Below are 21882 nucleotides of genomic sequence, written 5' to 3'. Positions count from 1 at the left end.
ATCAGCCAACCCCAAAGTTATTTTTAAAACCTTTGGATTGGATGATTTTTTCAAGTATTTATTTCCTCGAATTTCGCTTTAGCAGTATAAAAATAGTTTAATCTCTGGAGAAAATGCGCAGTAATGCTAAGAAAAGGTTAATAAAATCAAGGTACAGCTGCAATGCCATAAAAGCAGCTAACCCTGTTTGATTTTGACCTTGCGAAGCAGCATAAAGTTTGCGAATTTGTTGATTATCATAAGCAGTCAATCCGATAAAAATTAAGACTGTCACATAAGAAAGGAAATAGTTAACGGCCGAGCTTGCTAAAAAGAAATTTAACAGCGTCGCAATAATTACCCCCCATAACAATCCAATGGCCAATTGACCGACTCTACTTAGATCACGCTTTGTAAACATACCATATAGGGACATACCAATGAAGGTTAACGTCGCAGTAGCAAACGCTAAAGCGATACTTGCTTGTGAATACAGCATCAACGTAACCGATAACGTAAAGCCATTTAACAAGGCATAGACGATAAAGCCAGCGATGGTTAACGAAGGATTTTTTTGTGCTTTTGCACTAACGACAATGACTAAAATAAATTCAACGATCCATACACCGGTAATTCCCAGTGGAAAGTTTTGCAAAAAGCCAAAGACTTGTTCACGAAACATATTAATGGACAGATATGCCGCGATGGCACTAATTGCAAGCCCCATGGCAAAAAAGCCATAAACCTTGCCATAAAAACGATTTAAACTAGTTGTTTCCGTATACGTATTATTCATGAATTTCCTCACTTTCTAATTTTGTAATGACTGGCGGCTGAACCATGACTACGGCATCTAAGACACGTTGTTTTTCATTGTTGACTGCTTCGACTGATATGGTCACCACATCTTTTCGATTATCAACTTTAATCACTTCAAAATCAAATGTGAGTGTTTCGTAATGAAAAACGGGTGCAACAAAGTTAACCGAAAAATTCACCACATGGGAACCTGGACCTGGTAAGTGCTTAGATATCGCGCTTGTAACAATACCCATTAACATAATCGATGGTACAATCGGACGCTCATAACTCGTCTTCTGTGCATAATCATGCTGGATGTACAGCGGATTTGCATCATTCGTTAAACCTAAATAAAGCAATAATTGATTATCCTCTATTGATTCTGTTAACGAAAGCGAGTCACCTTCCTCGATTTGATCAATCGTTTTCCCAAGTTTTCTCGGTTTGCCAATATTCAAAATAAATTCCTCCAATTCTTATTTATTCTATTCTATCAAAAAGCTGAAAAAGTGCAAGTTCGGCTCATCGAAAAAAACTGTTTTCCCTCTCAATAGAAATTGAAAGGAAAAACAGTCTACAGCACCAATCACTAACGATCGCTTTTTGTTGTTTTGCTTAAGAGTTCTTCGTATGCACGTTCAAATTTTTGTACATCGCCCGCTCCCATGAAGATGACTACAGCATCTTTGTAATCAAGCAATGGCGAAACATTATCCTCAGAAAGGACTGTCCCACCTTTATGGATTTTCGCCCCTAAATCTTCAATTTTTACATTTCCTTTTGTTTCACGAGCCGAACCAAAGATATCACACAGATAGACTTCATCTGCTAAGTCTAATGCTTGGGCAAAATCATCTAATAACGCAATGGTTCTTGTAAACGTGTGTGGTTGGAAAACGGCAATGATTTTTTGATTTGGGTATTTTTGTCTTGCGCCATCAATCGTCGCACGAATTTCAGCAGGATGATGCGCATAGTCGTCTACAATAATCATATCAGCAACTTTCTTTTCAGTGAAACGACGCTTCACACCAGCGAATGTTTGCATTTCTCTGGCAACTTCTTCCATATCGAAGTCTTCTAAGTATGCTGTCGCAATAACTCCTAGTGCATTGTTAATATTGTGCTGACCAAATGCTGGCAGAACAAAGTGACCAACAAGCTTGCCATGGAAATAAACATCAAATGCTGAACCAGTCGTCGTGCGTTCGATATTGCGTGCTTGCACGTCATCATTTTCATTAATACCATAGTAGTAGATTGGTACATCGGCCTCTAATTTTCGCAAATAGTCGTCATCACCAAATGCAAAGATTGCTTTTTTTCACTTGATGAGCCATCGTTTGGAAGGCATCATAAACGTCTTCGATACTCTTATAGTAGTCAGGATGATCAAAGTCAATATTCGTCATAATGGCATAGTCAGGAGAATATGCTAAGAAATGACGTCGGTATTCACATGCTTCAAATGCAAAAAACTCAGCTTGAGGGTCGCCATGTCCAGTACCATCGCCGATTAAGTAGCTTGTTGGACGAATGCCACACAAAACATGAGCCAACATCCCAGTCGTACTAGTCTTACCGTGCGAACCAGTCACTGCGATGCTCGTAAAGTTTTGAATGAATTGGCCAATAAAATCATGGTAACGAATCACTTCTAAACCTAGTTCTTTTGCTCGAACAATTTCTTCATGGCTATCAGGAAATGCATTCCCTGCAATAACCGTCATACCTTCTTTAATATTATTTGCGTCAAAGTTAAAAATTGGGATACCTGCTTTTTCTAGGTCTCGCTGTGTAAAGAAGTAAGTTGGTACATCTGACCCTTGCACGTGATAGCCTTTTTCGTATAAAACGAGCGCCAATGAACTCATTCCTGACCCTTTGATTCCGACAAAATGATACAATGTTTCTTGATCTTTCATGCTAAAATATCCTCTCTTTAAGAAAATCCTTTCAATCACCAAATGCGTCAAATGAAAACTACGTATATGGTGCAACCGTTGCTTATTATCTAACAGATTAAAAAAAATAGCAACGAGTTTTCCTCATGAATTATAAAACAACATGTATGTTTAAACTTGCTCTACCAGTTTTCCGCGACACTTGCCGCAGCAAAACCGCTGCGTATTGATAGCCTTTTGACGCAGGTATATTTGATGGCAATTCAAGCATTCATAGACTATCCTCTTTTTTGGGGCAAAAGTCAGTGGCGAGTAGCGTAATCCCTCAACTGAATGAAGTAATTGCTTAAAATCTTGGTCGCGATGACGATAGCCGCCACCCACTAAATGCAAATGGTAATGACACAATTCATGCTTGATTACACCTATTAAATATTGCTGGTACTCAGGTTCCATTAACTTGGGATTAACATCAATGTGATGGTCAGCCAAATGATAACGACCACCCGTTGTCTTAAGGCGCGCATTAAAACACGCATGGTGGCGAAACGCTTTATTGAAATGGTCAAGCGACACTTGTTCGATGAGCGCTTGTAGTTGCTCATTGGTCATACTTTAGCCGCTTGTCGTGGTTGAATCATGGTTAGACTGACACGTTCTCTGGCTAAGTCGACTTGTTCCACCCACACTGAAACAATGTCTCCCACTGCGACGATTTCACTTGCTTTTTTGACAAACTTTTCACTTAATTTTGAGACATGGACTAGTCCATCATGTTTGACGCCGATATCGACAAATGCACCAAAATCGACAACGTTTCTTACCGTCCCCTTCAGCTCCATACCTGCTGATAAGTCAGTGATTGTTAAGACATCTTTACGCAAAAGTGGCGCCGGCATCGCATCGCGCATGTCTCTGCCTGGTTGAACAAGCCCTTGAATGATATCTTGTAGTGTCACGACTGCGATTCCCCATTGATCAGCCAACTTTTCTTGACTGACTTGCTTTAACAAAGCAGTTGTCTCTTCAGACCCGACAGAAGATTCAGGCATGTGAATGTATTCTAATATTTTTTTGGCAAGTGGATAGCTTTCTGGATGGATGCTGGTTGAATCAAAGATCGATTTTCCTTTTGGAATCCGTAGAAATCCGATTGCTTGTTCATACGCTTTTGGCCCTAGGCGTGGGACTTTTTTTAATTCTTTCCGTTCGGTAAAGCTTCCTACTTCTTGACGAAGTGTCACAATATTTTGCGCCGTCGTTTTATTAATACCGGACACGTATCCTAAGAGTTGTGCACTCGCCGTATTGACATCCACACCCACTTGGTTCACAGCCGTTTCAACAACAAAGGACAATTCATCAGCTAGTCTTTTTTGTGAAACATCATGTTGATATTGGCCAACACCCACAGCTTTTGGTTCAATTTTAACTAGCTCTGCTAATGGATCTTGCAATCTACGACCGATACTAATGGCACTACGCTGTTCTACTTGTAATTTTGGAAATTCCTCACGAGCGACTGGACTGGCTGAATAGACCGATGCACCAGCCTCGCTGACAATGACATAATATACTTCATTATCCACTAGCTTCAACTGCTTTGCTACAAATTGTTCCGATTCCCTACTTGCCGTTCCATTACCGATTGCAACCATTTCTACTTGGTAGTCTTGAATTAATTGCCTGAACTGCTGACCACTTGCTTGTCTTTTTGCTGCAGGAGCGGGGGCATGCGGATAGATGACATCGATGGCCAGTAACGCACCTGTGGCATCAATAATCGCTAATTTACACCCTGTTCGATACGCAGGGTCAAATCCCATGACGACTTTCCCTTTCAATGGCGCTTGTAATAAAAGATTTCTAAGATTCTCGCCAAAAACCTGGATCGCTTGCTCATCAGCTTTTGTTGTTAATTCACTACGCAAATCCCTTTCAATCGCAGGTTGAATAAATCGTTTGTATGCATCAATAGCAGCGTCGATCAGTACTTGATTGTTATTCGATTGTTTCCCCTTGAGAACAGTTCTTTCCAAATATGAAAAAATAGCCCCCTCATCCACTGTGATACCGGCTTTTAACACACCTTCTTTTTCACCACGATTGGCCGCTAATATTCGATGTGAAACCATTTTAAGATACGGCTCTGAAAAATTATAGTACATCTCATAAATTCGTTTTTCATCGGCCTCTTCATCTTTTACGCGGCTATAAAACTGACCATGCTTCATTGTATAGGAACGAATCCATTTTCTAATTTCTGCGTTGTCGCCTATTTCTTCCGCTAAAATTTCATGAGCACCGCTAAGAGCATCTTCTATCGATAGGATGGCATCATTTAAAAACTGACTTGCTTTTTCCTCAAGTGACGGCTTGTTTGGAAATGTCTTTAACCACTTTGCAAATGGTTCTAAGCCATTTTCTTTGGCAATTGTAGCTTTTGTCCGCCGTTTTTGCTTGAATGGTCGGTAGTAGTCTTCCAATAATTGCAATGTATCAGCTTGCTCAATCGCCTGTTTCAATGATGGTGACAACTGATCCAAGCTCTCAATTTTCGTCAAAATTTCTTGTCTTCTTTTTTCTAAGTTGTCAATATAGGTTGCACGATCTTCAATTTCTTTGATTTGCACTTCGTTAAGAGAACCAGTTATCTCTTTACGATATCGTGCAATAAATGGCACTGTATTGCCGTCCGCTAGTAGATTTAACACCGCTCGGATTTGTTTTGGCTTGTACTGCCCTAACGCTTTGATTATTACTTCTTCGTGATTCGTCATAGTCATTCATTTCCTTCCTTCGCACGTGTTCACACAATCATAGCAAGTCTTCCCAATATGAATCAACCATTCTTTCCTTCTCCAGTAAAGAACAGACGGATAAGGTTCTTTTAAAAATCTTTTAAAAAACACTTTTGGCAGAACTCTTTAAATGGAATATATAAAGTTTTTTAAAAGTTTTTATACATTTCTTTATTTTCATAAGTGTATAAATGTAAAAAGCAATAAATCAGATTCGATTTATTGCTCATTTCTTGTGCTATATACTTTTGATTGCGTAATAGTTACCATCTGGATCAGCAAAATTTAAAATCTTACTATCTTCAAGCTGAATGAGTTCGCCAACAGTTGTATTTAAGGTTAATAATTTATTATAAAAACCTTCGATGTCCTTTGTTTGGAACATGATCGATGGGGAGTTGGTCGCCACTTCTGGTGAATAGGTTTCGATAAATGTACGATCATATAAAACAAAGTGAATTTCAGCCGTTTCATTAGGGGCCATCTCAACGATTTTTGTTTCCTCTAGATTCTGAACAGTAATTGTTTGGAAGCCCAGAGATTCCCAAAACTCTTGGGCACGAGCAACATCGTCAACATATAACATAATTTCCATCTGATTTGAAATCATCATTTTTTCTCCTTACTCATTATCTTGAGAATTAAAGTTTAAGTCGACGCCGGGTTCATCCGTGACGATTTCTGTAACCTCGTAGCTCAATCTTTTAACAATATCAAATAAAGGTGCTACTAACTCATCTGCTTCTGCACGTGAAATATCTTCTGTTTTCGTGACTGATTGATTCACGATATGATTTATTTGTCCCACTGCTCCAGATAGGACATACTCAGGAAAAGCAATTGTAAACTCCAAGCGAGCTCCAATGATACTATTCTCTTTTGGATAGTCTTTATCAGGAGGGGTGAGAGGCATAAACCCTACATTTAACTTTGTCTCAACTTGTTCTTCTGGTTTTTTCATATCAAAATGATAATTTTCTACGATTGGTTTTTGTCTGCGTATTTCCAATTAACTCACTCCTTCTGCCTTATTTACCTATTTTACCATACGATTTGTGCAAAGAAAGTAAATTAAGAATCTTGTAAGCCATTTAGATAATCGATAGCATCTTTCAATGTTTTGACTGGTACAATTTTCATAGTTGTATTTAGTTTCTTAGCAGCAGCCTTAGCTTCTTCGTAATTCGTTTGAATAGTTGGATCTGCTTTTTTCTCTGCATCCGTGATTTCATCATCTGGAGCAAAAAAGATTTCTACTCCCTCGTTGCTTGCGCTCGCTACTTTTTTATCAATACCACCAATTCGGCCGACTGTACCTGTTTCGTCAATCGTACCAGTGCCGGCAATCACTTTGCCATGACGCAAGTCTTTCCCAGTCAATTGTTGGTAAATTTCTAAGGTAAACATTAATCCAGCAGAAGGGCCACCAATATTTTCTACATGAAAATCAATGGCTTGGTCGGATTCAATTTCAGTATGATCCACTAGTGAGATACCAATGCCAGCTTTTTTTGTTGTCGATAGCTCAATCAGCTTGCCTGATGCCGTTTTTGTTTCATTATTATGCGTATAAGAGACCGTCATCGTTTGACCAACTTTTTGCGACTGTACGTAGGACATAAATGCTTGGCTACTTTCAAAGCTCTTGCCATCGACGCCTGTCACCGTATCACCAATTTGAATGACACCATAAAAACTGGAATTCTTTTCAACTGACATGACATAGACACCTTTATACTTCATCGAATAATCCATACCGGCTAATTTAAGTGCTTGTTCGGCTGCATTATTTTGAGCTGATTGCATATAATATTGTTGAATTTGATTGTATTCTTCACTTGAGGCCGAACCCATCAGATCTTTTTCTGAAAGAAGTTCGTCAAAGGCAGAGAATTTGGAGATTAGTGCCGTGGCGACAGTCGCACGACGTATTCCAACAGAAGTTAACGAAAACGAACCTGCTTGTGTGTCCTCTTTATTATTGACCGTAATTAAATCTTTTAGATTGATTGTCGAGCCAGGTTGTTCTATGTAATACGGGATTGGTACGACAACGATACCTAAAACAACGAGTAATGTTGCAAAAAATAGACTAACTTTTAACCAAGTTTTCTTTTTCACTTCTCATTCACTTCTTTTCAATGTATTGATTCACAACATCTGGCAAAAAGGCTGTAACATCGCCACCAAAAGTCAAAATCTCTTTTAACATGCTAGAGCTAACATGTTCATATTTAGGGTTCGCTATAAGAAAAACTGTTTCAATTGAATCGTCCAAGTGTTGATTTAGTGCATATATATCTTTCTCATATTCAAAGTCTTTACTATTACGAATACCACGGATCAAAAAATCGGCGCCAATTTTTTTGGCATAGGTCACTGTCAGTTCCTCTTCTTGGGAAACAACGCTAACATTTTCATATTGTTCTAGACTTTTTTTTACTAGAAGCATTTTTTCCTCTTTAGTAAACAGTGACTTCTTCGTTGTATTTTGAAAAACGCCCACATATAAATGATCGAATAACTGTGACGCCCGCTCAATCAAATCAATATGGCCAAGCGTAATCGGATCAAAGCTTCCAGGAAATAGGGCAATTTTTTTGTTCATCTTTCTGCCTCATCCTTTCGATATATGGTCACTTTACTAGCGCCGTATGTTTGTTGTCTAATTGCGCTAAATCCCGCAATTTTTTCGGGTAAATCAATCGCCTTATCCGTTTCACAAACAATTTTGGCATATTCAGCTGTAAGATTGAGCTGAGACATCTGCTCGATTTGGTCCACGATTTCTTGCTTTGCATACGGAGGATCAAAAAGAATCAAATCAAACTTCATTTCTTCGCCAGATAATTTTTTTAGGGCAGCATTGGCATCCATTTTTAACACGACAAATTTTTCAGGTTCCTTCGTTATTTGAATATTTTCCTTAATAATTGAGATAGCTTGGTAATTTTTGTCCACACAGACCGCTTTGTCCATTCCTCTTGAGATCGCCTCGATAGCCAGCCCACCACTACCAGAGAATAAATCAAGTACTTTCCCACCATCAAAATAAGGCCCAAGCATATTATAGATGGCACCCTTTACTTTATCAGTAGTTGGTCGTGTATTCGTACCAGGAAGGCTTTTTAGCTTCCTACCTCCATACGTTCCTGCAATAATTCGCACTATGTATCCTCCCTTTTACATGAAAAAGCCATTAGTCAAGAATAGCAGTTTTACAGCAAAATTGCCTTCTTTCAAAACTTGTGCTGCTACTATTTGACTGATGGCTTGTCTATTTAAACATTTTCGGCTAAACGAATTTTGGTACTCTTCTCTTCCACCTCATACCCATCATCTACAGGTTGAAATGCTCGTTTAGTGCCGATTTTGTCAGCAAAATTCATTTCGATATCTGGTCGATAAGAACGTTCTATTTTTCGCACAAAATGCAACCGTTCGATCTTTTCACTGCTTGCGTCAAAGTCTTCCTCATTGAGGTACACAAGCGCATACTTCATCCGTTTTGAAATATATAGAACCGAACCATACCGACGTAAATTACGGATTTGGCGCAAAGAATACATCCAAACGACGAGACTTCTTCTTGTTGGTACTTCCAATTCATGATGTACTTCAACTTGCATGACAGCTTCCTCCACATCCTGAGTGACTACTAAAAAACGGATTACCAGCATCAACTTTGATATCATCTGAAATTGTTTCCGCTATCGCTAGACAGATTTCATCCAAAACAGTTTGAAGTTGCGTTTCTTGATAGCGAAATTCACTCACATCTTCTTGCAAATCAAGCGTCCGCTTTGCAAGACGTAATTCTCGTCGTTTTTTATTAAAATCGGGCGCATATTTTCCGTATTGCTCAATTTGCTCATAAGATTCCTTCGATTGTAGGAAGGTTAATTGAAGCTGCTTAACTTCTTTCGAATCCTGAACTCTTCGTTTAGATTGCAAATAATTAAGAAAAAGTGGACTATTGATAAGGTCAGAAGTTAAGTGCTCTATTTGCGTTTCAATTTGGTAAAATGATTGGTTATAAATCATGGCTCATTACTTTCCTTTGATGTAGTTTGTTTTTCTTGTAATAAGACTAACATAGTTTCTTTTGAAAATGCAACGCCTAATGATTCTTCTTTCTCTTGCATATATTTTTGGTGTAAAAAAGAATTACTGTACCAAGATAAAATGGTAAAAGTCGGGTCAATTACTGGAATTTCTAGGTAACCACTTGATTGCGTAAGAGCGTTCGCTTGAAGAAGGCCTGAAATCTCCTCATCCGTCAAAATAAAGTGATCAGACTCTTGTCCCGCAATACTTCGCTGCATAAGCTGAACACGTTGCGTCGTCAATGTGTCTTCGGGATGGGTCAAAAATTCTGCTAAGATATGATTCGCTTTCGCTTGCAATGTCGTATTTGGCTGGTAAACGGTTAGTTTTTCTCTTTTCCTTAAAATTTTTAGCGTATTACTAGCGAGGTCTACTTTTTGATGGTCAATTGTTGTCCAGTCCACATTATGTTGCTCAACAAAATCGGGCAACACTTCACCTGTCATTGTATATGGTACCAATTTTAAAAGGAGTTCTTCTGATAGATACATCATACTATATAATTTACTCGAACTTTGGTCGAAAAATAAGATTAAGAAGGTCCCGTTTTCAAAACCAATTAACGGTCGATAGTTCATATCTTCTTCCGAAAGTTCAATATCTACATATTGATTTTCATATTTCAATTGAAAATTAGGATATATCATCGTGATTTTTGTTAATTGACTCATTGTCATACCATTTGAAAAAGGCGCCACTGCATCATTTTTAGGATCAATTACTTTTATTCCGACTATTTTTTGATCTATCGTACTCACTTCCATGTAACTGGATGACTCAGTTGCTCGAAAAATTGAGATGGTATACGAGTAGCCAGTAGAAATTGTTTCTACTGGCTCTCCATACACTGCTTGGATTGCTTCAAGCTTTTTGCCAATATAATTTGCAAAGCCTGAAGTTGGGATTGTTTCATATGTGAGGTTCGTTGATTTAATAGATTGAGTTGCAGGAGCTTTAAGCGGGGATGAATACATTGGATAAGCAATTGGTTGCCCGTATACAATGACAAAGGCTACAATGAATATCCCTAAAAAAATGAATTTTTGGTATTTCATCCCATTTCCTCCTACTTTATTTTTCCGATACCTCGATGAGTAAATCTCCCGAAACAATCGTGTCACCCGCATCGACATAAATATGTTCCACGGTACCATCAAATCTCGCTTCAATCGACGTTTCCATTTTCATCGCTTCGGTCACAATCAAGCTATCTCCTTTTTTCACTCGGTCCCCTTTTTTCACTAATACTTGTAAGACTGAACCAGACATTGTTGCACCGATTTGTTCTTTGTTCGTTGGTTCAACTTTTCTACGTTTTTTCACAGCACTAAGAATAGATGCATCATGAACCACTACTTCTCGTCGTTGTCCATTTAAGTTAAAGAAGAGGGTTCTATTTCCTTCAATATCCGGCTCACCAATTTCGTCCAAACGTATAATTAATACTTTGCCTTTTTCAATTTGAACATTGATCCGTTCGCCTAAGCGCATTCCTTCAAAGAATGTAGGCGTATCTAAGACTTTAATATCTGCAAATTGTTCGTAAGCCTTACGATAATCTAAAAAGACTTGCGGATACATGATATAGCTCAACACTTCTTCTTGTGAAGGTTCATAACCAATTTTTTCAGCCAAGCTTACTTTTACTTCATTAAAGTCAACAGACGGTGCTAATTTCCCTGGTCGCTCAGTGAGTGGTTCTCGATTTTTTAAAATAATTTTTTGCAATCGTTTTGGAAACCCTCCAACCGGTTGCCCCAAATCACCTAGGAAAAATTGGATAACGGAATCAGGGAAACTTAGCTCGTCCCCTTTTTCATAAATATCATCTTCTGTATAGTTATTTTGAACCATGAACAGAGCCATATCTCCAACTACTTTTGACGATGGTGTTACTTTGACGATATCTCCAAACATCAGATTTACATGATGGTACATTTCTTTGATATCATCCCAACGATCGCCTAAACCAACTGCTTTCGCTTGTTGTTGCAGATTTGAGTATTGTCCGCCCGGCATTTCATGCATGTATACTTCTGTTTGAGGTGCGCTCACACCATTTTCGAAAGCATGGTAGTAAGTGCGCACATCTTCCCAATAGTGGTTTACTTGCTGAATATTTTCGATTTTTACGTCAGGGACACGTTGATCATCGACTAATGCATAATACAAGCTACTCATGCTTGGTTGACTCGTACTGCTACTCATAGCACTCATTGCCACATCAACAATGTCTACGCCCGCATTCACTGCCTCTGAATACGTCATGATGCCATTACCACTTGTATCATGAGTATGCAAATGAATTGGGATAGAAACAGCATCTTTTAACTCACTAATTAAGCGATAGGCAGCTTTAGGTTTTAGTAACCCTGCCATATCCTTAATTGCTATGATGTGCGCACCTAGTTGTTCAAGCTCTTTTGCAAGCTCTTTATAGTATGCCACACTGTATTTCGCGCGTTTTGCATCATTAATGTCACCTGTATAACAAATCGTCGCTTCTGCAATTTTCCCTGCATCTCGGACAGCCAAAATACTTTGCTCCATTTGAGGAACCCAATTAAGGCTATCAAAAATACGAAACACATCAATGCCTTGTCTTGCAGACTCTTTGATAAATTCACGAATCACATTATCAGGATAGTTACTATAGCCGACAGCATTAGATCCTCTAAATAGCATCTGCAATAGTGTATTGGGCATGGTTTTACGAATCAAACGTAGTCTTTCCCAAGGGTCTTCATTTAAGAAACGATAGGCTACGTCAAAGGTCGCTCCTCCCCACATTTCGCTTGAGAATAATTGAGGGATACTTTCTTCCGTTTGCTTGGCAATACTTACAATATCTCTAGTCCGTACACGCGTGGCAAGCAAACTTTGATGCGCATCTCTAAACGTAGTATCTGTCAAAAGTACAGCTTTCTGACCACTAACCCAACGACTGACAGCATCAGCACCTTGTTGATCTAATATGCTTTTTGGTGTGACTTCAGGTAGAGATGGTAAAATTTTCTTTGGTTTTCGTGGATCTGGGTAGTATCGTTTTTCTTGGCGCTCAATTCCTGGATAGCCATTCACTGTAATTTCACCAATGTATTTCATTGTTTTATTTCCACGATCGCGTACGTCTGAAAATAAAAATAACTCTGGTGTTGTATCGATAAAGGTCGTTTTTAGTTTACCGGAACGAAAAGCTGGGTGTTTAATGACATTAATCATAAATGGAATATTTGTTTTTACCCCACGGATCCGAAACTCACGAAGGCAACGCTCCATTTTGTGAATCGCAGCCTCAAAGGTACTTGCGTGGGTACAAACTTTAACCAAAAGTGAATCAAAGTAAGGTGTTACGACAGCACCAGCATAGGCATTTCCTGTATCCAATCGTACACCTGACCCACCTGGGGATCGATACGTGTCAATTTTACCAGTATCAGGTAAAAAATCATGCAATGGATCCTCAGTAGTAATCCGACATTGAATTGCCGCCCCACGGTAGGTGATTGCTTCTTGCTTCGGAATACCGATTTCTTTATGAAGATCCTTGCCTTGCGCAATCAATAGCTGAGTCGTTACAATATCTACATCTGTAATTAACTCAGTAATTGTATGCTCTACTTGAACACGAGGATTTACTTCAATAAAATAAAAATCGTCGCCCTCAACTAAAAATTCAACCGTCCCGGCATTAATATAGCCTACATGCTTCATTAATTGTACGGCTGCAGAGCAAATTTTCTCCCTTTGTTCGTCATTCATCGAGACGCAAGGAGCTACTTCGACAACTTTTTGATGACGTCTTTGCACCGAGCAATCTCGTTCAAATAAATGAATAACATTGCCATATTGGTCACCTAAAATTTGAACTTCAATGTGTTTTGGATCTTGGATATACTTTTCAACATAAATCTCATCGTTTCCAAAAGCGGCTTTGGCTTCACTTTTCGCCCGTTGATACCCTTCAACTGCTTCTTTAGCATTATGGGCAACGCGCATTCCACGTCCACCACCACCTAGGGCAGCTTTAATCATAATTGGATAACCATATTGTTCGCCAAATGCTTGCACATCATCGACTGATTCTACTGGTCCATCCGTACCCGGAATAGACTGAATACCCGCATCAATCGCTGCTTCTTTGGCCTTTATCTTATCACCAAAGATATCTAAATGGTGAACAGACGGGCCAATAAAAATGATACCTTCTTCTTCACAGCGTTTCGCAAAGGCTAAATTTTCAGATAAAAATCCATAGCCTGGATGGATTGCTTCTGCTCCAGCATCTTTTGCAATTTGGATAATTCCTTCAATGTCTAAATAGGCGTCAATCGGTTTTTTTCCGACACCAACCACATATGCTTCATCCGCTTTAAAGCGATGCATAGAAAACTCATCTTCAGTCGCGTAGATTCCGACTGTCTGAATGCCTAATTCAGCACATGCGCGAAAGACCCGCACTGCAATTTCTCCTCGATTTGCCACTAGAACCTTTTTCATGAAAACCTCTCCTTTTGAATAACCAATTCTTTTATAGCTGAAGTTTTTTCTTTTTCTCATCTGCACTTATATTTAATGCAAATGCTATTGCTACGGAAAATACCAACAAACTCGAACCACCTTGACTGATGAATGGAAATGTAATTCCAGTTAGAGGTATTAAGCCTGTAATTCCACCTAGATTGACAAATATTGAAATCAAGAACAGAGAACCAATACCGATACACATCAACGAGTTAAATGTATCCGTCGATCGAATACCTACTAAAATAACCCGAGCAGCCATATACAATAATAGTGTAAGAATTGCAAGTGCCATGAGTAATCCCAGTTCTTCAACGACAATTGCAAATGCATAGTCGGTTTGCGCTTCACTTAAGAAGCCTTTCTTTTGAATACTGTTACCCAATCCTCTACCAAACCATCCACCATTAAACATCGCGTAATAGCCATGAATTGCTTGGTGACCAGTGCCATATTCATCCAAAAATGGATTTTGAAAGATTTTAAATCGAGAAACGACATGGGCTGGCAAAAACTTACTTCCAACTGTAGGGACTAATTTGATTGCTAAAGCCGCTAGTGCCATCAATCCAGCTCCTGCTACAAATGTATAGAGATAATTAATACCACTAGCTAGTAACAATACAAGAATTACTAAACAAATAACAATCATATTTCCCCAGTCAGGGTAAAACAATAATAAACTGGTAGGGATTAAAGTCATCCACGTTATTCGAACCACAGTCGCAATTGGTTGCTTTTCAAACTGTAAGATATCATCTTTCCGATTGGTAATCTGAATCGCTAGGTACCAAATGACAATAAATTTCAAAAATTCAGCAGGTTGCAACGTTCCCACTCCAGGGATTTGAATCCAGCCATAGGAACCATTGACTGGTTTAAAAGCAAATACTAGAAACATTGCCGGTATAATGACTGCCAACGCACCATACGTCGCATATTTGTTTTTTAAAACAATTGTTTTAACCCGATAGATAACTGCCATCAAAATCAGGCTAATCACCCAAAAGATAAACTGCAAAATCGCCTGTCTCGCTGGGTTTTGATTTTCTTCTAATAGATCATAAGACGTTGTACTGTAAACCATCATTAATCCAATGACACATAACGTTATATAAGGTAAAAAAATATGTAAGTCGAGCAAATGCCTTTTTAAGATTTTTTTAGGCAAAATTTAAACCTCCTTGCCCTCAGTAATCTTTTGGTCTTCATATACTTCGGTATACAAATGATTCAAATCCCGCTCTAAGCTACTCAAAATTTGATGACCCACTTCGGGTTGAATAATACCAAGTTGAATGGCGAATGCCACCTGGCGAGACAAGCCATACATTTGCGTATCGACTACCTCTTCAAATGCTTTACATTGTGAAATACATTGGCTATTTTTTTGATTTTTAATTAATAAACGAATACGATTTGCTTCATTCAGTAGCAATGAATTCGCCATTTCCGGAGTCACTGTTTCCATGGTATCTCCTCCTATCTAATTCCAATATTATAGCATATTTTTTTAAAAAGAAAGACTTGTCTTTTCAATTTTCAAAAGGATTATTGTTTTTAAAACAAAGAAACCTTATTTCAGATGAAATAAGGTTTCTTTAACTATCTATTAACGATTATTTTTTCTTCTTTTGTGATTTTTCGCGTTCATTTTTATTAAGAATTTGTTTTCTTAAACGAATATTTTCTGGTGTTACTTCGCAGAATTCATCATCATTTAAGAATTCCAAAGATTCTTCAAGTGTCAAAATTCTTGGTTTTTTAATCACAGAAGTTTGGTCTTTTGTTGCAGAACGAACGTTAGTCATTTGTTTTGCTTTCGTAATATTAACAGTAAGGTCATTATCACGAGAGTTTTCACCAATAATCATACCTTCGTATACTTCAGTCGTTGGTTCAACAAAGACTGTTCCACGTTCTTCAATGTTCATGATTGAGTAAGTTGTAGCTTTCCCTGTATCAATTGATACCAACGCACCATGATGACGGCCACCAATTTGTCCAGAAATCATCGGTAAGTATTGATCGAATGTGTGGTGCATAATACCATATCCACGAGTCATTGATAAGAACTCTGTTGTATATCCAATCAATCCACGAGCAGGTGCTAAGAAGATTATACGTACTTGTCCGTTACCTGTATGGATCATGTCTTGCATTTCAGCTTTACGCATGCCCAATGATTCAATGATTGATCCCATATATTCTTCAGGAGTATCAATTTGAACACGCTCAAATGGTTCACATTTCACACCATCTACTTCACGTTCAATAACTTCTGGACGTGATACTTGTAATTCAAAGCCTTCACGACGCATGTTTTCAATTAAGATAGACAAATGCAATTCACCACGACCTGAAACGATCCAAGAGTCAGGACCAATTGGATCAACTCTTAACGATACGTCCGTTTGTAATTCGGCCATTAGGCGTTCTTCAATCTTACGTGCAGTTACCCATTTTCCTTCACGACCAGCAAATGGTGAGTTGTTCACTAGGAACGTCATTTGTAGTGTTGGTTCGTCAATGTGTAAAATTGGTAGTGCTTCTTGATGATCAGAAGGTGTCACTGTTTCACCTACGAAGATATCTTCCATCCCAGATACAGCAATTAAGTCACCAGCTTTGGCTTCTTGAATTTCTTCTCTTTGTAAACCAAAGAATCCAAAAATTTTGGTTACACGGAATTTTTTAACTTCGCCGTCTAATTTCATCAATGCCACTTGGTCTCCTACGCGAATCGTTCCGCGGAATACGCGACCAATTCCGATACGTCCAACATAGTCATTGTAATCAAGTAAGGATACTTGGAATTGTAATGGTTCTTCGCTATTGTCAACTGGTGCTGGAATATGCTCAATGATCGTATCAAAGATAGGTGCCATTGTCTTTTCTTGATCAGCAGGATTGTCAGATAAGCTAGAAGTTCCATTTAAAGCAGATGCATAAATAACTGGGAAATCCAATTGTTCGTCGTCTGCGCCTAATTCGATAAATAATTCTAATACTTCATCTACTACGTGCTCGGGACGTGCAGAAGGTTTGTCGATTTTATTTACAACAACGATTGGCGTAACGTTTTGTTCTAAAGCTTTCTTTAATACAAAACGAGTTTGAGGCATTGTTCCTTCATACGCATCTACGACTAGGACAACACCATCTACCATTTTCATGATACGTTCAACTTCTCCACCAAAATCCGCATGACCCGGTGTATCTAAGATGTTAATTTTCGTACCGTTGTATTCAACAGCAGTGTTCTTTGCTAGAATCGTAATTCCACGTTCTTTTTCAATGGCATTTGAATCCATCGCACGTTCTTGTAATTGCGTTCTTGCGTTTAACGTATGCGATTGTTTTAATAGTTCATCAACTAGAGTTGTTTTCCCGTGGTCGACATGGGCAATAATCGCAACATTTCGAATATCATTTCTATACTTCAATGTAATTGCTCCTTTAATTTTGGCTTTGACTCAACGAGTTATTATACCAGAAAAAAAAGGTGAAACATAGTAGAAAGTTTTCAATTAACTTACTTTTTCATCTTTTTGCAACAATCTCGTCATTTCTTCATATGCTTTTGGCGTTCCAGCAACAAAAAACTCACGATCGCTTAAATTCAAGGCATCACCACTAATGTTGCTCATCTTTAAGCCTAATGTTTGAAGTAAAACGCCTCCTGCTGCATAATCCCAAGGAGAAAGGTTTGATATATAGCCAATTCTTTTTCCTAAAATTAAGGCAATCAGCTCTACTCCAGCACAGCCTGACATTCGCACACCAAGAGCCATATTACCAATTTCGCGTACATGTGCAAAATTTGTCCCATACATGCCAGCATTCACGCCTAGCAATCCTTCTGCTACCCCTTTGTTGGCAGGCGCATCAATGCGCTCATCATTACGATAGACACCAATTGAAGGGCCTCCCCATAATAGAACATCTTTTACGACATCGTAAATAAAACCTAAGCTCGGTTTCGCCTCTTCATACACAGCAATCATTAAGCAAAAATTTTCTTGTTCTAAAACAAAATTCATAGTCCCATCGATCGGATCGACAATAAATACTGTTCCTGAAAAATCTGTCAAATGGTTTTGATTGTTTTCTTCACCCAAAACTTTTGCAGTTGGATCAAAATTTTTGATTTTGGTCATCAAAAAGTCTTGTGTCTCTTTATCAATATTGGTAACTAAATCAGTTCGATCAGATTTTGTGCACACCGTCAGTTGATTGCTTGCAATGGATGCTCTAATTCGTTCGGATGCTTCATATATCCAGCTCTTGATTTCATGAACAATTTCTTGCATTAGTCGTCACTCCTCATTTTGAGAACACCCTTTTGTTTTTCTTTTGCATTCTTGATTGTCCGATAAAGTGAATAGGAACTACTGCTTTCAAACTGCTTACCAAGTTGTTTTTCTTCACCAATCGAAGGAACAACCTTTTTAAAGTCTTGGTAGGCCGTAAGAAGATCGCTAATCTGAACCCCTTTTTCATACGCCTTTTCGACAGCATTCCACATAGCAATGACTGCAACCATCTCCTCGGTATTCCAATCCAAATTTAATGGGTATTCATAATTTTGATTCATAAAGTTCCTCTGTTCTTTCTTTTTTATTTAACTATAAATTTTTTAGAGCAAAAATGCAAAAAAATACCAGTTAACTTTTACGCAAACTGGTACTTTTAGTATTTCTATCGATTTATTACGCGTGAATTGGTAGTCCTAAAGCTAATTCGGAAGCGTCCATCACGATTTCACCTAAAGATGGATGTGGATGGATTGTTAATGAAATATCCTCTGCATTCATACCTGACTCAATAGCTAAAGCTAATTCAGATACGATATCAGATGCGCTAACACCGGCAATTTGAGCACCGATTAAAACATTGTCTTCAACCGTTGTTACTAAACGAATAAAGCCTTCAGTTTTACCTAATGAAAGGGCACGACCATTCCCAGCAAATGGGAATTTGAATGCTTTCGCTTCAAGGCCAGCATCTTTTGCTTCTGCAATTGTCATACCGACAGTTGCCAATTCAGGATCTGTGAAGGCAACTGCTGGCATTGCTTTGTAGTCAACCGCTACTTTTTTGCCAGAAATAGCTTCAGCAGCAATTTTTGCTTCGTAGCTAGCTTTATGAGCTAAAGCTGCGCCAGGAACGATATCGCCAATTGCAAAAATATTTTTCACATTCGTACGACCTTGTTTGTCGACTGTGATTAAGCCGCGTTCGCCGATTTCAACTCCCGCTTGCTCTAATCCCATATCGTTTGTGTTTGGACGACGACCAACAGTAACCATTACATAGTCAGCTGTGACAGACTCTTCCTTACCATCAACTTCGTATTTTACTGTTACGCTGTCGCCATTATCCACTGCTTCTTTAGCCATTGCTTTTGTGACAACTTGGATGCCTTTATTTTTAAATTCAGTTTCAACAAGCTTAACCATATCTTTTTCATAAGTAGGTAAGATTTGTGGAGAACCTTCTAAAATAGTTACTTCAGATCCTAAGTTCGCATATGCGCCACCTAATTCAGCACCGATGACTCCGCCACCAATGATAACGAATTTTTTCGGAACTTCTTTCAAGTTTAATCCGCCAGTAGAATCTAATACACGGCCACCAAATTTGAAACCTTTGATTTCAATTGGACGAGAACCAGTAGCAATGATTGCATTGTTAAAAGAGTAAGTTTGAGCAGAATCTGGATGCATTACGCGAAGAGTATGATCATCAACGAAGAATGCTTCCCCTTCTAAAACTTCAACTTTATTCTTTTTCAATAACATTGAGATTCCTGATGTTAATTTGTTAACAACACCATTGTCTTTCCATTCTTGTGTTTTCGTGAAATCTAGAGAAACATTCTCAGCAGTCACACCAAACATAGTAGAATCTAATGATTCTTGGAAGTGGTGTCCAGCAGAAATCAATGCTTTAGAAGGGATACAACCAACGTTTAAACAAACGCCTCCGATGTATTCACGCTCTACTATCGCTACTTTTTGTCCCAATTGCGCAGCACGGATGGCAGCTACATAGCCACCAGGTCCCGCACCAATAACAACTGTGTCTAACTCAATTGCAAAATCTCCAACTACCATTTGTTTATCATCCTTCCATTAATAGCAATTCTGGATCAGCTAACAGACGTTTAATGTTATTCATTGCTTTTTGAGCAGTCGCTCCATCAACAATACGGTGGTCAAAGCTGAATGATAATTTCATCATACGACCAACAACAATTTCACCTTCAGCGTTCACGATTGGTTGTTGAACGATTGTTCCAACACCTAAAATAGCTACTTCAGGGTAATTAATAACCGGAGTAAACCACATACCACCCACAGAACCGATATTACTAATTGTAATTGATCCATTGCGCATGTCATCAGCTGAAAGTTTGCCTTCGTGTGCTAGAGCAGCTTTGCTATTGATTTCATCAGCGATAGCAAACAAGCCTTTACGGTCTGCATCTTTCACGTTAGGTACATACAATCCATGATCTGTATCTGTTGCGATACCAATATTGTAGTAATGTTTGTAAACAATTTCTTGTGATGCATCATCGATTGACGCATTAAGAATTGGGTATTTTTTCACTGTAGCAGTCAATGCTTTAACAACATATGGTAAGAATGTTAATTTCGTGCCATTTGCTGCAGCGACTTCTTTAAATTTCTTACGTTGATCCCAAAGTTTTGATACTTCAACTTCATCGTGTAAGGTCACGTGTGGCGCTGTATGTTTGCTATTGACCATAGCTTTTGCAATTGCGCGACGTGTAGGTGTCATTTTTTCACGTGTTTCAGCTTCTGCTAAGTTAGAAGAGAATGGTTTTGCTGGAGCAGCTTTTGCTTCAGCTGGTGCTGCTGCACTTGCTGATGCTTCTGGAGCTTTCGCCTGTGCTTTTGCTTCAGTTACTGTTGATCCACCAGCCAAGAATGCTTCAACGTCAGCTTTGGTAGTACGTCCACCTTTGCCTGTGGCAGGAACTTGAGTAATATCAACATCTTTTTCACGTGCAAATTGGCGTACCGATGGCATAGCTAATACACGTTTGTTTGGATCTGCTGCTTCTACGACAGTTGTGCTACCAGCTTTAGCAGGTTCCGCAGTTGCAGCTGCTGCGCCAGTTGCAGGAGCTGCTGAAGGTGCTGAGTTATGACCAGGTGCATCAATCTCAACTAAAACGTCACCAACATTGGCTACTGTTCCTTCTGGGACAATGATATTTTTTACAGTACCAGTAACTGGTGAAGGAATTTCTTCCACTGACTTATCATTTTGTACTTCTAATAAAGTATCGTCTTCATTAATTGTATCGCCAGCTTTAACGAACCATTTAACGATCTCGCCTTCTGCAATCCCTTCACCGATATCTGGTAATTTGAATTGGAATACACCTTCACTTGCATCAGCTTCAGGTAAAGCAGCTGGTGCAGCTGGAGTTTGTTCTTGAGCAGGTGCTTCGGTTGATCCTTCGTCCTCATGACCAGGTGCATCAATCTCAACTAAAACATCACCAACGTTTGCTACTGTTCCTTCTGGGACAATGATATTTTTTACAGTACCAGTAACTGGTGATGGAATTTCTTCCACTGACTTATCATTTTGTACTTCTAATAATGTATCGTCTTCGTTAATTGTGTCGCCTGGTTTTACAAACCATTTAACGATTTCGCCTTCTGCGATACCTTCGCCGATATCTGGTAATTTAAATTGAAATGCCATTTTTTTTCGTCCTTTCT

Annotated in this window: 20 protein-coding genes and 1 pseudogene; all 21 read right to left on the bottom strand. The window is 38.7% G+C overall.

Features of this window, described 5'->3' with window-relative positions; all coding sequences use genetic code 11:
* Nucleotides 1–97 precede the first annotated feature (97 nt).
* The 21 genes and pseudogenes from HMPREF9088_RS05770 to HMPREF9088_RS05670 all read right to left on the bottom strand — a co-directional run bounded on the left by HMPREF9088_RS05770 (nt 98) and on the right by HMPREF9088_RS05670 (nt 21865).
* Entirely contained in the window at nt 98–775 is a 678-nt protein-coding gene (locus HMPREF9088_RS05770; protein ID WP_007208224.1) for a Bax inhibitor-1/YccA family protein, read from the bottom strand.
* Nucleotides 768–1238, bottom strand: coding sequence for a MaoC/PaaZ C-terminal domain-containing protein (locus tag HMPREF9088_RS05765; RefSeq protein WP_040366522.1), 471 nt, complete (start codon nt 1236–1238; stop codon nt 768–770). Before HMPREF9088_RS05765 ends, HMPREF9088_RS05770 begins: the two co-directional genes overlap by 8 nt.
* Before the next feature lie 131 nt (nt 1239–1369).
* Nucleotides 1370–2705 (bottom strand): annotated as a pseudogene (murC, locus tag HMPREF9088_RS12530) (UDP-N-acetylmuramate--L-alanine ligase).
* 150 nt (nt 2706–2855) lie between these two features.
* Entirely contained in the window at nt 2856–3296 is a 441-nt protein-coding gene (locus HMPREF9088_RS05755; RefSeq protein ID WP_007208220.1) for a SprT family protein, read from the bottom strand.
* Nucleotides 3293–5470 carry a Tex family protein gene (locus tag HMPREF9088_RS05750; RefSeq protein WP_007208219.1) on the bottom strand — a complete coding sequence of 726 codons (2178 nt, stop codon included), beginning with the start codon at nt 5468–5470 and terminating at the stop codon, nt 3293–3295. The genes HMPREF9088_RS05755 and HMPREF9088_RS05750 overlap by 4 nt, the downstream gene beginning before the upstream one ends.
* A 253-nt stretch (nt 5471–5723) precedes the next feature.
* The gene (locus HMPREF9088_RS05745) at nt 5724–6095 is read right to left on the bottom strand and encodes a VOC family protein (protein WP_040366519.1); all 372 of its coding nucleotides are present in this window, start codon (nt 6093–6095) and stop codon (nt 5724–5726) included.
* Between the two features lie 12 nt (nt 6096–6107).
* Nucleotides 6108–6494 (bottom strand): DUF1149 family protein, encoded by a 387-nt coding sequence (locus HMPREF9088_RS05740; protein WP_007208217.1) that lies wholly within the window; start codon nt 6492–6494, stop codon nt 6108–6110.
* A gap of 62 nt (nt 6495–6556) precedes the next feature.
* Entirely contained in the window at nt 6557–7606 is a 1050-nt protein-coding gene (locus HMPREF9088_RS05735; protein WP_007208216.1) for a SepM family pheromone-processing serine protease, read from the bottom strand.
* 7 nt (nt 7607–7613) lie between these two features.
* A complete protein-coding gene (gene coaD / locus HMPREF9088_RS05730; RefSeq protein ID WP_007208215.1) occupies nt 7614–8093 on the bottom strand; it encodes a pantetheine-phosphate adenylyltransferase in 480 nt (159 codons plus the stop codon).
* Entirely contained in the window at nt 8090–8653 is a 564-nt protein-coding gene (gene rsmD, locus HMPREF9088_RS05725; RefSeq protein ID WP_007208214.1) for a 16S rRNA (guanine(966)-N(2))-methyltransferase RsmD, read from the bottom strand. Before rsmD ends, coaD begins: the two co-directional genes overlap by 4 nt.
* A 113-nt stretch (nt 8654–8766) precedes the next feature.
* Complete coding sequence (locus HMPREF9088_RS05720; protein WP_007208213.1) at nt 8767–9114, bottom strand: YlbG family protein; 348 nt, start codon at nt 9112–9114, stop codon at nt 8767–8769.
* On the bottom strand, nt 9104–9529 hold the full coding sequence (locus tag HMPREF9088_RS05715) for a YlbF/YmcA family competence regulator (protein WP_007208212.1): 426 nt from the start codon (nt 9527–9529) through the stop codon (nt 9104–9106). The genes HMPREF9088_RS05720 and HMPREF9088_RS05715 overlap by 11 nt, the downstream gene beginning before the upstream one ends.
* On the bottom strand, nt 9526–10647 hold the full coding sequence (locus HMPREF9088_RS05710; RefSeq protein ID WP_007208211.1) for a CAP-associated domain-containing protein: 1122 nt from the start codon (nt 10645–10647) through the stop codon (nt 9526–9528). The genes HMPREF9088_RS05715 and HMPREF9088_RS05710 overlap by 4 nt, the downstream gene beginning before the upstream one ends.
* Before the next feature lie 16 nt (nt 10648–10663).
* Nucleotides 10664–14092: a pyruvate carboxylase gene (locus HMPREF9088_RS05705; protein ID WP_040366516.1), complete on the bottom strand. Its 3429-nt coding sequence runs from the start codon at nt 14090–14092 to the stop codon at nt 10664–10666.
* A 31-nt stretch (nt 14093–14123) separates the two neighbouring features.
* Entirely contained in the window at nt 14124–15287 is a 1164-nt protein-coding gene (locus tag HMPREF9088_RS05700; protein ID WP_007208209.1) for an FtsW/RodA/SpoVE family cell cycle protein, read from the bottom strand.
* Nucleotides 15288–15290: 3 nt separating this feature from the next.
* Nucleotides 15291–15587 (bottom strand): DUF1507 family protein, encoded by a 297-nt coding sequence (locus HMPREF9088_RS05695; RefSeq protein ID WP_007208208.1) that lies wholly within the window; start codon nt 15585–15587, stop codon nt 15291–15293.
* A gap of 148 nt (nt 15588–15735) precedes the next feature.
* Nucleotides 15736–17562 carry a translational GTPase TypA gene (gene typA, locus HMPREF9088_RS05690; RefSeq protein ID WP_007208207.1) on the bottom strand — a complete coding sequence of 609 codons (1827 nt, stop codon included), beginning with the start codon at nt 17560–17562 and terminating at the stop codon, nt 15736–15738.
* 84 nt (nt 17563–17646) lie between these two features.
* Entirely contained in the window at nt 17647–18429 is a 783-nt protein-coding gene (locus HMPREF9088_RS05685; protein WP_007208206.1) for an inositol monophosphatase family protein, read from the bottom strand.
* Nucleotides 18429–18713: a UPF0223 family protein gene (locus HMPREF9088_RS05680; protein ID WP_007208205.1), complete on the bottom strand. Its 285-nt coding sequence runs from the start codon at nt 18711–18713 to the stop codon at nt 18429–18431. The genes HMPREF9088_RS05685 and HMPREF9088_RS05680 overlap by 1 nt, the downstream gene beginning before the upstream one ends.
* 115 nt (nt 18714–18828) lie before the next feature.
* The gene (gene lpdA, locus HMPREF9088_RS05675; protein WP_007208204.1) at nt 18829–20235 is read right to left on the bottom strand and encodes a dihydrolipoyl dehydrogenase; all 1407 of its coding nucleotides are present in this window, start codon (nt 20233–20235) and stop codon (nt 18829–18831) included.
* Between the two features lie 7 nt (nt 20236–20242).
* Complete coding sequence (locus HMPREF9088_RS05670; protein ID WP_007208203.1) at nt 20243–21865, bottom strand: dihydrolipoyllysine-residue acetyltransferase; 1623 nt, start codon at nt 21863–21865, stop codon at nt 20243–20245.
* Nucleotides 21866–21882 lie beyond the last annotated feature (17 nt).

This window comes from Enterococcus italicus DSM 15952 (assembly GCF_000185365.1).
Classification (GTDB): Bacteria; Bacillota; Bacilli; order Lactobacillales; family Enterococcaceae; genus Enterococcus_G; species Enterococcus_G italicus.
Note: the sequence above shows the minus strand (reverse complement) of the source record. Positions and strands in the feature narration are given on the sequence as shown.

Excerpts from the sequence above, each read along its gene's own strand:
- HMPREF9088_RS05720 (WP_007208213.1), bottom strand. The coding sequence starts at position 9,114 with ATGCAAGTTGAAGTACATCATGAATTGGAAGTACCAACAAGAAGAAGT.
- HMPREF9088_RS05695 (WP_007208208.1), bottom strand. The coding sequence starts at position 15,587 with ATGGAAACAGTGACTCCGGAAATGGCGAATTCATTGCTACTGAATGAA.
- HMPREF9088_RS05715 (WP_007208212.1), bottom strand. The coding sequence starts at position 9,529 with ATGATTTATAACCAATCATTTTACCAAATTGAAACGCAAATAGAGCAC.
- HMPREF9088_RS05745 (WP_040366519.1), bottom strand. The coding sequence starts at position 6,095 with ATGATTTCAAATCAGATGGAAATTATGTTATATGTTGACGATGTTGCT.
- lpdA (WP_007208204.1), bottom strand. The coding sequence starts at position 20,235 with ATGGTAGTTGGAGATTTTGCAATTGAGTTAGACACAGTTGTTATTGGT.
- HMPREF9088_RS05670 (WP_007208203.1), bottom strand. The coding sequence starts at position 21,865 with ATGGCATTTCAATTTAAATTACCAGATATCGGCGAAGGTATCGCAGAA.
- HMPREF9088_RS05750 (WP_007208219.1), bottom strand. The coding sequence starts at position 5,470 with ATGACTATGACGAATCACGAAGAAGTAATAATCAAAGCGTTAGGGCAG.
- coaD (WP_007208215.1), bottom strand. The coding sequence starts at position 8,093 with ATGAACAAAAAAATTGCCCTATTTCCTGGAAGCTTTGATCCGATTACG.
- HMPREF9088_RS05770 (WP_007208224.1), bottom strand. The coding sequence starts at position 775 with ATGAATAATACGTATACGGAAACAACTAGTTTAAATCGTTTTTATGGC.
- HMPREF9088_RS05685 (WP_007208206.1), bottom strand. The coding sequence starts at position 18,429 with ATGCAAGAAATTGTTCATGAAATCAAGAGCTGGATATATGAAGCATCC.
- HMPREF9088_RS05755 (WP_007208220.1), bottom strand. The coding sequence starts at position 3,296 with ATGACCAATGAGCAACTACAAGCGCTCATCGAACAAGTGTCGCTTGAC.
- HMPREF9088_RS05705 (WP_040366516.1), bottom strand. The coding sequence starts at position 14,092 with ATGAAAAAGGTTCTAGTGGCAAATCGAGGAGAAATTGCAGTGCGGGTC.
- HMPREF9088_RS05680 (WP_007208205.1), bottom strand. The coding sequence starts at position 18,713 with ATGAATCAAAATTATGAATACCCATTAAATTTGGATTGGAATACCGAG.
- HMPREF9088_RS05710 (WP_007208211.1), bottom strand. The coding sequence starts at position 10,647 with ATGAAATACCAAAAATTCATTTTTTTAGGGATATTCATTGTAGCCTTT.